The 12,883-nt window shown below is 58.6% G+C and carries 10 protein-coding genes; all 10 read left to right on the top strand.

What is annotated here, in order from left to right:
• Positions 1-134 precede the first annotated feature (134 nt).
• The 10 genes from B9Z43_RS05280 (at position 135) to B9Z43_RS05235 (ending at position 12,833) form a co-directional block, all read left to right on the top strand.
• On the top strand, positions 135-1,343 hold the full coding sequence (locus B9Z43_RS05280; protein ID WP_108323455.1) for a PAS domain-containing sensor histidine kinase: 1,209 nt from the start codon (positions 135-137) through the stop codon (positions 1,341-1,343).
• Entirely contained in the window at positions 1,340-1,999 is a 660-nt protein-coding gene (locus B9Z43_RS05275; RefSeq protein ID WP_108323453.1) for a response regulator transcription factor, read from the top strand. Before B9Z43_RS05280 ends, B9Z43_RS05275 begins: the two co-directional genes overlap by 4 nt.
• Positions 2,000-2,231: 232 nt before the next feature.
• The gene (locus B9Z43_RS05270; RefSeq protein ID WP_108323450.1) at positions 2,232-3,638 is read left to right on the top strand and encodes a CmpA/NrtA family ABC transporter substrate-binding protein; all 1,407 of its coding nucleotides are present in this window, start codon (positions 2,232-2,234) and stop codon (positions 3,636-3,638) included.
• Positions 3,639-3,643: 5 nt separating this feature from the next.
• Entirely contained in the window at positions 3,644-4,510 is an 867-nt protein-coding gene (gene ntrB, locus B9Z43_RS05265) for a nitrate ABC transporter permease (protein WP_108323448.1), read from the top strand.
• Positions 4,500-5,375, top strand: coding sequence for an ABC transporter ATP-binding protein (locus B9Z43_RS05260; RefSeq protein ID WP_108323446.1), 876 nt, complete (start codon positions 4,500-4,502; stop codon positions 5,373-5,375). The genes ntrB and B9Z43_RS05260 overlap by 11 nt, the downstream gene beginning before the upstream one ends.
• A gap of 46 nt (positions 5,376-5,421) precedes the next feature.
• Positions 5,422-5,865, top strand: coding sequence for a cyanase (cynS, locus tag B9Z43_RS05255; RefSeq protein WP_108323444.1), 444 nt, complete (start codon positions 5,422-5,424; stop codon positions 5,863-5,865).
• Positions 5,866-6,037: 172 nt separating this feature from the next.
• Positions 6,038-8,548: an EcoAI/FtnUII family type I restriction enzme subunit R gene (gene hsdR / locus B9Z43_RS05250; RefSeq protein ID WP_108323442.1), complete on the top strand. Its 2,511-nt coding sequence runs from the start codon at positions 6,038-6,040 to the stop codon at positions 8,546-8,548.
• Positions 8,549-8,606: 58 nt separating this feature from the next.
• On the top strand, positions 8,607-10,076 hold the full coding sequence (locus tag B9Z43_RS05245; RefSeq protein ID WP_108323440.1) for a class I SAM-dependent DNA methyltransferase: 1,470 nt from the start codon (positions 8,607-8,609) through the stop codon (positions 10,074-10,076).
• Positions 10,073-11,803 carry a restriction endonuclease subunit S gene (locus tag B9Z43_RS05240; protein ID WP_146183915.1) on the top strand — a complete coding sequence of 577 codons (1,731 nt, stop codon included), beginning with the start codon at positions 10,073-10,075 and terminating at the stop codon, positions 11,801-11,803. The genes B9Z43_RS05245 and B9Z43_RS05240 overlap by 4 nt, the downstream gene beginning before the upstream one ends.
• A 16-nt stretch (positions 11,804-11,819) precedes the next feature.
• Entirely contained in the window at positions 11,820-12,833 is a 1,014-nt protein-coding gene (locus B9Z43_RS05235; protein WP_108323435.1) for an Abi family protein, read from the top strand.
• Positions 12,834-12,883 lie beyond the last annotated feature (50 nt).

Below are 12,883 nucleotides of genomic sequence, written 5' to 3'. Positions count from 1 at the left end.
GATGAACGATGCATGCATTGCATTGTCGTTGCCCCGCAGCGGCCAGCTTGTTGCTGCAGGCGACAAACCCCGCCTGGCCAAGGTGAAAGTGCGGGCATGCCCCTTTTGTGGCACACCGCTTGCTTGTCTGGTGCATGCACCTCGATTTGAACCCGCTCCAACCCGTCGGCCCGGGTGTCTCCAGCGCCTGGCGTGACCCCTTGGGCCTCATGCTGGCATCCACCGGCGAGGGCGTGTTCGGGGTCGATCTGGAGGGGCTGTGTGTCTTCATCAACCCGGCCGGGGCCCGCATGATCGGCTTGGAGCCGCAGCAGGTGCTGGGCCAAAACATGCATGTGCTGACACACCATTCCCATGGCGACGGCGCGCATTACCCCATGGATGACTGCCCGATTTACAACGCCTTTCGGCGCGGTGAGCCTTGCCGCATCGACAGCGAAGTGTTCTGGCGTGCAGACGGCAGCAGCTTCCCGGTGGAGTATTCGAGTTATCCCGTCTTTGACCAGGGGCAGGTGCGCGGTGCGGTGGTCACGTTTGTGGACATCACCGAGCGCAAGCGGGCCGAAGACGCTTTGCACCAGGCCAAAAACGAACTGGAGGCGCGGGTGGCCGAGCGCACGCGTGCGCTGGAAACGGCCTTGCAGCAACTGCGCGAACTGGCCGCCTGGTCCGAGGCGGTGCGCGAAGAAGAACGCACCCGCATTGCCCGCGAGGTGCACGACGAATTGGGCAGCTTGCTGGTGGCCCTGAAGATGGATGTGGGCTGGCTGGACAAGCGTTTGTCCGAGCAAGAGCAGCGCGCCTTTGAGGAGGCGCAAAGCATGCGTGAAAAGATGCGGGGCAAATGCCAGAACATGAGCCGCTTGATCGAGAACGCCGTGGTCAACGTGGGCCGCATCATCACCGACTTGCGCCCCAGCATCCTGGACCACCAGGGCCTGTGGGGGGCGCTGGAGTGGCAGGCGCAGGAGTTTGTGCAGTCGGCTGAACAACAACTCAAATGGTGCATGGAGGTCAACGAGCAGCGGGCGTTGCCCGAGCCCATGGCCATGGCGGTGTTCCGCATTTTTCAGGAAATGCTGAGCAATGTGGGCCGCCACGCCCAGGCCCGCACGGTGGATGTGGACATGGTGGAGCGCGAGGGCTGGCTGCACTTGTCCGTAGAAGACGATGGCTGTGGTGCTTTGCCACAGGTGTTTGAGTCACCGCAGGCCTACGGCATCCTGGGCATGCGCGAGCGGGCGCGTCACTTTGGCGGCGTGATCGACATCGACAGCCAACCCGGCAGGGGCACCCGCATGCGGCTGTCCATGCCTTTGCCGGTCATGGAGGCCGCGCCATGAACGCGACAGTGCGCGTGCTGCTGGGCGACGACCACAAGATCGTGCGCGAAGGCCTGAAGATGGTCCTGGCCGATGACCCCTTGCTGCAGGTGGTGGCCGAAGCCGATACCGGCCCCGGCGTGCTGGACGCGGTGCAACAACTGCAAGGCCCGCAGGGCATTGACGTGGTCTTGCTCGACATCGCCATGCCCGGCATGGACGGGCTGGATGTCTTGCAGGCTTTGCGGCGCGACTGGCCGGGCTTGCCGGTGCTGATGCTCAGCACCTACCCCGAAAAACAATACGCCGTGCGTTGCATCCAATTGGGTGCATCGGGTTACTTGAACAAAAGCACCGATCCCGATGACCTGATGGCGGCGCTGCGGCGTGTGGCGGCAGGCGGCATGCACGTCACGCCCACCACGGCCGAGGCGCTGGCCAGCCTGGTGAGCCAGGGCCGCACCAAAAGTGGGATCGAACTGCTCTCGCACCGTGAGCACCAGGTCTACCTTTTGTTGACGCAAGGCCACACCGTGACCGAAATTGGTGCGCAATTGAGCTTGGCCCCCAACACGGTGAGCACTTACCGTGCACGCATCCTGGAAAAGACCGGCACCAAGAACGATGTGGAACTGGCTTTGTACGCACAAAAAGTGACTTTGTCGTCCCGGGCGTAGACACGGGGACCATCGTCCAGCGCGGTCGTTTGCAAACGCCAGCGCCACGCAGTGGATCCCGGATCACAGTCCGAGATGACAGCAGCGACAGCTTTGCTTTGTAGGGCCAGCCCTACACCGCGTCGACAAGCGCGGCACGAAATGAAGTCCTCCGCGCTCAATGGCATGCCAAACCCGTTTTCTGGCCCGCAGCTTGCATGGAGACAAACATCTTCAACCCCGTGAGGCCGCCATGTCTGAATTCTTTGATCCGTACAACGCCGACCGCCCCTTGATGCTCAAGTGCAGCTGCGGCCGTGACCATTCACCTGCAGACCACCACGCCGAGGTGGCCGCCGATGCCGCCGCCGCCCAGCTGCGTGCCCGCTCGGAAACCGCTGAGTTCGAGGCCTACAGCCAGGAGTTCATCGAAGCCACCTTGGTCAAATCGCTGTTCCCGCAAGATGAAGAGCGCCGCATGTTCTTGCGCGCCGTAGGCAAGAAAACCGCCATGGCCGCCATTGCCAGCGTGTTGCCCGTGGCCAGCTTGCAGGCCATGGCGCAAAGCAAAGGCCCACTGGAAAAAACCAAGCTCAAGATCGGCTTCATTCCAATCACCTGCGCCACGCCACTCATCATGGCGCACCCCTTGGGCTTTTACCAAAAGCAAGGCTTGGAAGTCGAAGTCACCAAAACCGCAGGGTGGGCTTTGGTGCGCGACAAGATGATCAACAAGGAATACGACGCCTCGCATTTCCTCTCGCCCATGCCTCTGGCCATCAGCATGGGGCTGGGCTCGAATGCCACGCCCATGAACGTGGCCACGGTGCAAAACGTCAACGGCCAGGCCATCACACTGGCCATGAAGCACAAAGACAACCGCGACCCCAAGAACTGGAAGGGCTTCAAGTTCGGCGTGCCGTTTGATTACTCGATGCACAACTTTTTGCTGCGCTATTACCTGGCCGAAAACGGCGTCAACCCCGACACCGATGTGCAGATCCGCGTGATCCCACCCGCCGAGATGGTGGCCAATTTGCGTGCGGGCAACATCGACGGTTTCCTGGGCCCCGATCCGTTCAACCAGCGTGCGGTGTTTGACGAAGTCGGCTTCATCCACATCCTGACCAAAGATTTGTGGAATGGTCACCCTTGCTGCGCCTTTGGCACCAGCACCGAGTTCATCCAAAAGAACCCCAACACCTTTGCTGCGCTGTACCGCGCTGTGCTCACGGCTGCGGCCATGGCGCGTCAAGCCGACAACCGTGAATTGATCGCCAAGGTGATCGCGCCTGCGCAGTACCTGAACCAGCCGGAAGCCGTGCTCAATCAGGTGCTGACAGGCAAGTTTGCCGACGGTCTGGGCAAAGTCATGAACGTGCCCGACCGCGCTGACTTTGACCCCATGCCTTGGCAGAGCATGGCGGTGTGGATGCTCACGCAAATGAAGCGCTGGGGTTATGTGAAGGGCGATGTGAACTACAAACAAATCGCCGAAAAGGTGTTCCTGATCACCGATGCGCGCAAGCACATGAAAGACCTGGGTCAGCCCTTCACCGCAGGCCCTGCCTATGCCAAGCACACCATCATGGGCAAGCCCTTTGATGCCGCCAAGCCTGAGGAATACCTCAAGAGCTTTGCGATCAACAAGATGGGTTGATCCACATGAAAACCTCTCACCTCAATTTGCGAGCGGCCATGGTGTCGCTGCTCATGTTCCTGGTGTTTCTGGGCGCGTGGCAACTGTCGGCCACCGCACCGTCGGTGGCCGGTGCGTCCAAGGCGGGCATGACGGCCGATGAAATCGAGTACCAGAAGATGATGGGCAAGGACCCGGGTGCGGTCAAAAGCACGGGCTTTCCGCCGCCTCTCGAAGTGGGCAAGGCCATCGTCGGGCACCTGTCCGATCCGTTTTATGACAAAGGCCCCAACGACAAGGGCATTGGCATTCAACTGGCGCATTCGCTGGGCCGCGTGGGCTTGGGCTTTTTGCTGGCCGTGCTGGTGGCGCTGCCCGTGGGTTTCATGATTGGCATGTCGCCGCTCATGCGCAAAGCGTTTGACCCCTTTGTGCAGGTGCTGAAACCCATCAGCCCCTTGGCCTGGATGCCCTTGGCGCTGTACACGCTGAAAGACTCGGAGGTCAGCGGCATTTTTGTCATCTTCATCTGTTCGGTCTGGCCCATGCTCATCAACACCGCCTTTGGTGTGGCCGCTGTCAAACGTGAATGGCTCAATGTGGCCAGCACACTGGAAGTGCGTCCTTTGCGCAAAGCGTTTCAGGTGATCTTGCCCGCCGCAGCGCCCACCATCGTCACCGGCATGCGCATCAGCATGGGCATTGCGTGGCTGGTGATCGTGGCCGCCGAGATGCTGGTGGGCGGCACAGGCGTGGGTTACTTCGTGTGGAACGAGTGGAACAACCTGTCGCTGGTGAACGTGATCTTTGCGGTGCTGGTGATTGGTGTGGTCGGCATGTTGCTGGACCTGGCTTTTGCCCAAGTGCAAAAGGCGGTGACCTATGTGGAGTGAAACCACGGAACGCGAGCTGATCGCGCCTTTGCCCACCGACATTTTTGCACCCCAACCCAAGGCCAAAGCCATGAACGCTTTCCTCAAAATTGAAAAACTGGGCAAGGCCTACCAAAGCGACAAACCGGTTTTTGCAGACGTGAACTTCACCATCGACAAGGGTGAGTTCGTTTGCATCATCGGCCACTCGGGCTGCGGCAAGACCACCATCCTGAACGTGTTGGCGGGCTTGGACACCGCCAGCGAGGGCCACGCCTTCATGGACGGCCGCGAGATCGCAGGTCCGAGCCTCGAGCGCGGCGTGGTGTTCCAAAGCCACGCGCTCATGCCCTGGCTCACCGTGCGGCAAAACATCGCGTTTGCCGTCAAGTCCAAATGGCCTGAATGGAAGACGCCGCAAATCAATGTACATGTGGAAAAGCATGTCGGCATGGTGGGTTTGCTGCACGCCATCGACAAAAAGCCCAGCCAGTTGTCGGGCGGCATGAAGCAACGCGTGGGCATTGCCCGGGCCTTCGCGATCCAGCCCAAGATGCTGCTGCTCGACGAGCCCTTTGGCGCACTCGATGCGCTCACGCGCGGCACGATTCAGGACGAGTTGATGACCATCGTGCGCCAGACGCAGCAGACGGTCTTCATGATCACGCACGATGTGGACGAAGCGATTTTGTTGTCGGACCGCATCTTGCTCATGAGCAACGGCAACGAGTCGGGTGGCAGCTATGTGCCTGGTGGCCTGGCCGAAGTGGTGGTCAACCCGCTGCCGCGCGAGCGCACCCGTGCCCAACTGCACCACCTGCCGGGCTATTACGACATGCGCAACCACATCGTCGACTTTTTGGTGTCCCGCGCCAAAGCCCATTGAATTGTTTCACCCCTGATTTTTCATCAACCCCCTCAAGAGGTCTTTCATGAACCGTTTAGAAGTTACCGAAAAAATCATCTCCACCAAAGTGGCCAAAGGCATCAAGTGGAGCGATGTCGCCGACAAAGTCGGTCTGTCCAAAGAATGGGTCACCGCCGGGTGCCTGGGCCAAATGACCTTTGACGCCAAGCAAGCCAAAATCATCGGCAAGATCTTTGGCCTCACGGCCGACGAGATCAAGTGGCTGCAAGTGGTCCCCTACAAAGGCTCCTTGCCCAGCCAGGTGCCCACCGACCCGCTGATCTACCGCTGGTACGAAATCGTCAGCGTCTACGGCACCACCATCAAGGAACTGATCCACGAAGAATTTGGCGACGGCATCATGAGCGCCATCGACTTCAGCATGGACATCGTGCGCCAGCCCGACCCCAAAGGCGACCGCGTGAACGTGGTGCTGTCGGGCAAGTTCTTGCCTTACAAGCAGTATTGAGCAGCCCAAGGCCCTGCGGGGCCTCCCTTATAAGCCGTGCAGGTCCAAGGCCTGTACGGCTTTTTTACGTGTTTCATGCCGTGGACGTTGCTTGCGGGTAAAAAAGCCCACAAAGTGATTAAAAATAGAAGCTCCCGCCCCGCCTTTTCACCAAAAGCCCCGTGAGCCCAGCTTGGACAAGAAAAAACTCTCCGAAAGCGACATCTGCGACAAGTTCATCCGCCCCGCCATGGAGCAGGCCGGGTGGAACGGGCTCGACCAGATTTACCGCGAGTTTCCGCTGCGTGCTGGCCGCGTGAGTGTGCGGGGCAACAAGGCCCACCGCGACCAAAGCACCGTGCTGCGGGCCGACTACGCCCTGTTTTACAAAGCCAACATCCCCATCGCGGTGGTCGAGGCCAAAGACAACAACAAGTCCATGGGCTCTGGCATGGCGCAGGCCATCAACTATGCCGAGCTGCTGGGCGTGCCCTTTTGCTTTGCCAGCAATGGCGACGGTTTTGTGTTCCGTGACGCCACGCTGGCCGATGGCGTGCTGGAGAAAAACCTCAGCCTCGAAGAATTTCCCTCGCCACAAGACCTGTGGGAGCGTTATTGCGCCTGGAAGGGCTGGACGCCCGCTGTGCGCCGCGTCACCGAGTTCGACTACGCGCCCAGCAAAACTCCGCGCTACTACCAAATCAATGCCATCAACCGCACGGTGGAAGCCATTGCCCAAGGTCAAAACCGCGCCATGCTCGTCATGGCCACCGGCACGGGCAAGACCTACACCGCATTCCAGATCATCTGGCGTTTGTGGAAGAGCGGGGCCAAAAAACGCATCTTGTTTCTGGCCGACCGCAACATCCTGATCGACCAGACCATGGTCAACGACTTTCGCCCTTTCAAGGGCGCGATGGCCAAGCTCAGCCCCAACGCCAAAGGCGTGGAGCGGGTCGATGCCCAAGGCCAGATCACCGTCGAAGACGTGGACCTCGCCGTCAATAAAACCACCAAGCTGGTCGACAAAAGCTACGAGATTTACCTTTCGCTGTACCAAGCGGTTACGGGCACCGAAGAAGAGCGCAACATCTACAAGCAGTTCAGCCCCGACTTTTTTGACCTGATCGTGGTGGACGAGTGCCACCGGGGCAGCGCCAACGAAGACTCGGCCTGGCGCGAGATCCTCAACTATTTCAGCAGCGCCGCACAGGTGGGCCTGACGGCCACGCCCAAAGAAACGCAAGACACCTCCAACAGCGACTACTTTGGCGAACCCATCTACACCTACAGCCTCAAGCAAGGCATTGAAGACGGCTTTTTGTCGCCCTACAAAGTGGTGCGGGTGGACCTGGACAAAGACACCTTTGGCTGGCGGCCCACGCAGGGCATGACCGACAAGCACGGCCACCTGATCGAAGACCGCATCTACAACGCCACCGACATGAACCGCAAACTGGTTCTGGAGCAGCGCGACCAAGTGGTGGCCGCCAAGATCACCGAATACCTCAAGGCCACCGACCGCTACGCCAAGACCATCGTGTTTTGCGAAGACATCGACCACGCCGCCCGCATGCGCCAGGCGCTGGCCAACGCCAATGCCGACATCTGCAAAGACCAGCCCCGCTATGTGGTGCAGATCACGGGTGACAACGCAGAGGGCAAAGGCCAGCTCGACAACTTCATCGACCCCGAAAAAACCTACCCGGTCATCGCCACCACCTCCAAGCTCATGAGCACCGGGGTGGATGCGCAAACCTGCAAGCTCATCGTGCTGGACCAAAACATCAAGTCCATGACGCTGTTCAAGCAAATCATTGGCCGGGGCACCCGCCTGCGCGAAGACCTGGGCAAAACCTGGTTCACCATCCTCGACTTCAAACGCGCCACTGAGCTGTTTGCCGACCCAAAGTTTGACGGTGAGCCGGTGCAGATTTACCAGCCCAAAGGCGATGAACCCGTCAACCCGCCTGAAGAAGCTGGCGCACCGGGCATCACCGATCCATTGGCTCCCGGCCAGCCCGACCCATTTGGCGAGCAGCCCGGCGGCCACACCGCGCCCGGTAGCGGCGGCGACAACGGCGAACCCAAGAAATACGTACTCGGCGGCATGGTCACTGTGGCCGTGGCGCGTGAGCGCGTGCAATACCTCAGCGCCGAAGGCAAGCTCATCACCGAAAGCCTGCGCGATTACACCCGCATCAACCTGGCCAAGCAATACGACTCGCTCGACAAGTTCTTGCAAGCCTGGAACGACGCCGACCGCAAAGCCGCGCTGGTCGAAGAGCTAGAAAAGCAAGGTGTCTTGATCGAAGCGCTGGCCGAAGAAATCGGCAAAGACCTCGACCCCTTTGACCTGCTGCTGCATGTGGCCTACAACCAGCCGCCACTGACCCGCCGCGAACGCGCCAACCGCGTCAAAAAACGCAACGCCTTCACCCAATACGGCCCCGTGGCCCGCAAGGTGATTGACGCACTCATCGACAAATACGCCGATGAAGGCATCGCCACCATCGAAAGCAACGAAGTCCTAAAGGTCCAACCCTTCACCGACTTTGGCAGCCCGGTCGAACTCATCAAAAGCTTTGGCGGTCGCCCCCAATACCTGGGCGCACTGCAAACGCTGGAGCGCGAACTGTACGCGCCTCAAGTCACTGTCATGCCCGCGAACGCGGGCATCCATCCCCCGGACTCACGCGCCTGAAGCCTTAATTTCTGGATTCCCGCGTTCGCGGGAATGACAGAACCGAACCCATAAAAACATGTCCAACCTCTCATCTGTCATCAAATCCATCCAAGACATCATGCGCCAAGACAGCGGCGTGGATGGCGACGCGCAGCGCATCTCGCAGCTCACTTGGCTCTTGTTCCTCAAAGTGTTTGACGCGCTCGAAGAAGAGCTGGAACTGACCCGCGACGACTACAAAAGCCCCATCCCCGAAGCCATGCGCTGGCGCAACTGGGCTACCGATGCCGAGGGCATCACCGGCGACGCGTTGCTGGATTTTGTGAACAACCAACTCTTTGCCACCCTCAAAAGCCTGAGCGGTGACGCCCAGCGCAACCCCCGTGGCTATGTGGTGCGCGGCGTGTTTGAAGACGCGTACAACTACATGAAAAGCGGCCAGCTGCTGCGCCAGGTCATCAACAAGCTCAACGCGATCGACTTCAACCGCCAAGCCGAGCGCCACCAGTTCAACGACCTCTACGAAAAAATCCTCAAAGACCTGCAAAGCGCCGGTAACGCGGGTGAGTTCTACACGCCCCGCGCCGTGACGCAGTTCATGGTGGACATGGTCAACCCCCAGCTGGGCGAACGCGTGATGGACCCGGCCACCGGCACGGGCGGTTTTTTGGTCTGCGCCATCGAGCACCTGCGCAAACAAGTGCACAACACCGCAGACGAAGCTGTTCTGCAAAACAGCATCTTGGGCGTTGAGAAAAAGCAAATGCCCCACATGCTGTGCGTGACCAACCTCATGCTGCACGGCATCGAAGTGCCCAGCCTCATTGCCCACGGCAACACACTGGCCCGCCCGCTGCGCGACTACACACCCGCCGAGCGCGTGGACGTCATCCTGACCAACCCGCCCTTTGGCGGCATCGAAGAGCCGGGCATCGAGCACGGATTTCCGGCCGATGTGCGCACCAAAGAAACGGCGGACTTGTTTTTGGTGCTCATCAAACACATCCTCAAAACCAATGGCCGCGCCGCTCTGGTGTTGCCCGACGGCACGCTGTTTGGCGAAGGCGTGAAGACCCGCATCAAAGAACAACTGCTGGCCGAGTGCAACCTGCACACCATCGTGCGCCTGCCCAACGGCGTGTTTGCGCCCTACACCGGCATCAAAACCAACCTGCTGTTCTTCACCAAAGGCAAGCCCACCGAACACGTTTGGTACTACGAGCACCCCTACCCAACGGGCGTGAAAAACTACAACAAAACCAAGCCCATCCGCATCGAAGAGTTCGACGCTGAAAAAGCCTGGTGGGGCACCGAGGCCGACGGCTTTGCCGCCCGCGTGGAAAACGAGCGTGCCTGGAAGGTGAGCCTTGAGCAGATCAAAGCCGCCAACTACAACCTCGACCAAAAGAACCCCCACGCTGCTGAAGTGGTGAGCCACGACCCCGAGCAACTGCTGGCCGACTACGCCCGCCTGCAAACCGAGGCGCAAAGCCTGCGCGACCAACTCAAAAGCATCCTCGCCCAATCGCTGGGAGCCCCAGCGTGAGCGCAGTGCTGACAGCGCAAGAACCCAGCGCCAAATACCTGGTGAATTTGCAACCGCCACTGGTGCGGCATTTCGACCTGATCGCCCAAGCCCCCGGCGGCGTGGCCCGCCTGCGCGAACTCATCTTGACGCTGGCCGTGCAAGGCAAGCTGGTGCCGCAAGACCCGAGCGATGAACCTGCAAGTGAATTGCTCAAGAAGATCAGGGCGGAGAAAGACCGACTGATTGCAGAAGGCAAGATCAAGCGGGACAAGCCGCTGGCGGAAATCACTGACGAGGAAAAGCCGTTTGACTTACCGACTGGCTGGGAATGGGCACGGATACCTGAGATTACCCACGGACTTGGTCAAGGCGAGCCAACAGCGTCTTTCAGCTATATCGATGTGGCTGCGATTGACAACGCCAAGGGACGAATTGCACTAGAAGTTCAAGTACTTGAGGCCTCTGATGCGCCTTCACGTGCGCGAAAAAACGTGGCGCAAGGTACGGTCATTTATTCCACTGTGCGACCGTATCTCAAAAACATTGCAGTCGTTGAATATGAGTACGTGCCACGCGCGATTGCAAGTACCGCCTTCGCTGTGATGCACCCACATACAGGGGTGCTATCGAAGTACCTGCTGCATTACCTTCGTAGTGAGCCGTTTACTGAGTTCGTGAATAGTAAAGCGGTTGGTGTGGCCTATCCCGCCATCAACGACGCGAATTTTTTTCAAGGCGTTATTGCGTTACCGCCTGCTGCCGAACAATCCCGCATCGTCACCCGCGTTGAAGAACTAATGCAACTCTGCGACGCCCTCGAAGCCAGCGGCCAGCTCGAAGCGCAACAACACGCCCAACTCTTGGGCACCCTGCTGGCCACGCTCACCCAAAGCGAAACGCCCGAGGCACTGGCCGACAACTGGCAACGCATCGCCACCCACTTCGACGTGCTGCTCGACCGCCCCGAAGCCGTGGACGCCCTCGAACAAACCATCCTCCAACTCGCCGTCCGCGGCCTTCTCGTCCCCCAAGACCCCACCGACGAACCTGCCAGCGTCCTCCTGCAAAAAATCCGCACCGAAAAAGACCACCTCATCGCCCAAGGCAAGATCAAACGCGACAAACTCCTGCCGCCCATTACTGACGAAGAAAAACCGTTTGAGTTGCCGCAGGGGTGGGAGTGGGCGATGGTCGGTCATATTGCCGAAACAAATACCGGCTTTGCGTTCAAGAGTTCTGAGTACAAGTCAGAGGGTACGTTGGTTTTTAGAGTTACGAACATCAGACCAGACGGCTCAGTTGACTTGTCCGATTCAAAATTTATCGATCCGATATCAGCAGAAAGCACATACAAGGGGTTCAAACTTCAAGCGGGGGATGTGTTGCTTGTGATGGTCGGTGGCAGTCTTGGAAAAATAGGGGTGGTTGACGAGAAGTGTTTACCTGCAGTTTTAAATCAAAACATGTGGAAAATTGTCATCAATAAAAATGTTGATCGTCAGTTTTTTGTTTTATGCATGCGGTATATCAATCGCTATCAGCTTAAGGTTACTAGTTCAACGCATGGGCATTTGGCACAAGGTGAATACCTTCAAAAGCTAGTCGGACTGCCCCCCTATGTTGAGCAAATACGTATCGTCAACCGTGTTAACGAACTCAGCAGCCTTTGCGCCGATTTGCGCCAACGTCTAGCTGCTGGTCAAGCGGTTCAGTCGCATTTGGCCGATGCCTTGGTGACGGGTTAAGGCGCGCAATCAAGCCATGGCTTCACGCAACGAAAAACCTTGGTTGAGTGTGGACGACCAACTCGCGCAGTTGGTCGAACGGGGCATGGCGATCAGCGACCTTGCAAAAGCCCACGACTATCTGGAGCGCATTGGCTATTACCGCCTCAGTGGTTATTGGTATGACATGCGGGTGCGCGATGTTCCGTTTTGTCCGCTAGACCCCAAGACAGGACGCAAACCCCAAAAGGTGGTGATTGAGCGCCCCGTTTTAGATGAGTTCAAACTTGGCACGCGCTTTCAAGATGCGGTGGATTTGTATGTGTTCGACAAGAAGCTGCGCTTGCTCACGATGGATGCACTGGAGCGCATCGAGATTGCTTTGCGGGTGGACTTGTCCCATTGCTTGGGCAAGTTAGACCGCTTCGCGTACATGAACCCATCGATTTTTCACAACACCTTTGCAAGTGACATCAGCCTTGACTCGGGTTTGACTAAGCACCACGAATGGTTGGTCAAGCACGCGAAACTGATCAATCGGTCTCGTGAAGAGTTCATCAAGCACAACAAACAAAAATACGGCTTGCCTCTGCCCATTTGGGTGGCTTGCGAGGTGTGGGACTTTGGCTGTATGTCGACCTTGTTTGCCGGCTTGCCCACCGAGATGCAAGACAACATTTCAGCTGCCTATGGCGTGAGTGATGGTCGGGTGTTTGCCAGTTGGCTGCGCAGCTTGAACTATTTGCGCAATGTCTGCGCGCATCACAGCCGCCTGTGGAACCGCAACGTGGTGGATCAGCCTAAATTGCCCGCTGTGGGTGAGGTGCCAGCACTGGATGGTTTTCAGGGTGACCCAAACGCCAGTTTGCGTGCCCGCCCGTTTGTGTTGCTGTGCATCTGCCAGCATTTGATGACGGTGATTAACCCATCATCAGGCTGGGGGCAGCGCTTGGTGACCTTACTGCAAAGCGATTTTCCAGATTTGCGCCACGTAGGCCTGACGCTGCACGGCATGGGTGTCGATGCTTCGTGGGAACAGCGAACTTGGTGAGCGGCCAAAGAAAAACCCCCAAGCAGCTTGACGCCGAAGCGTTTTACCGA

Origin of the sequence: Limnohabitans sp. MMS-10A-192, from assembly GCF_003063335.1 — a bacterium.
GTDB lineage: Bacteria > Pseudomonadota > Gammaproteobacteria > Burkholderiales > Burkholderiaceae_C > Limnohabitans_A.
This window is presented reverse-complemented; position numbering and strand designations above follow the sequence as displayed.

Bases quoted from the DNA above. Each gene is read 5' to 3' on its own strand.
- B9Z43_RS05270 (WP_108323450.1), top strand. From the start codon at position 2,232: ATGTCTGAATTCTTTGATCCGTACAACGCCGACCGCCCCTTGATGCTC.
- B9Z43_RS05275 (WP_108323453.1), top strand. From the start codon at position 1,340: ATGAACGCGACAGTGCGCGTGCTGCTGGGCGACGACCACAAGATCGTG.
- cynS (WP_108323444.1), top strand. From the start codon at position 5,422: ATGAACCGTTTAGAAGTTACCGAAAAAATCATCTCCACCAAAGTGGCC.
- B9Z43_RS05235 (WP_108323435.1), top strand. From the start codon at position 11,820: ATGGCTTCACGCAACGAAAAACCTTGGTTGAGTGTGGACGACCAACTC.
- B9Z43_RS05245 (WP_108323440.1), top strand. From the start codon at position 8,607: ATGTCCAACCTCTCATCTGTCATCAAATCCATCCAAGACATCATGCGC.
- B9Z43_RS05260 (WP_108323446.1), top strand. From the start codon at position 4,500: ATGTGGAGTGAAACCACGGAACGCGAGCTGATCGCGCCTTTGCCCACC.
- ntrB (WP_108323448.1), top strand. From the start codon at position 3,644: ATGAAAACCTCTCACCTCAATTTGCGAGCGGCCATGGTGTCGCTGCTC.
- B9Z43_RS05280 (WP_108323455.1), top strand. From the start codon at position 135: ATGCACCTCGATTTGAACCCGCTCCAACCCGTCGGCCCGGGTGTCTCC.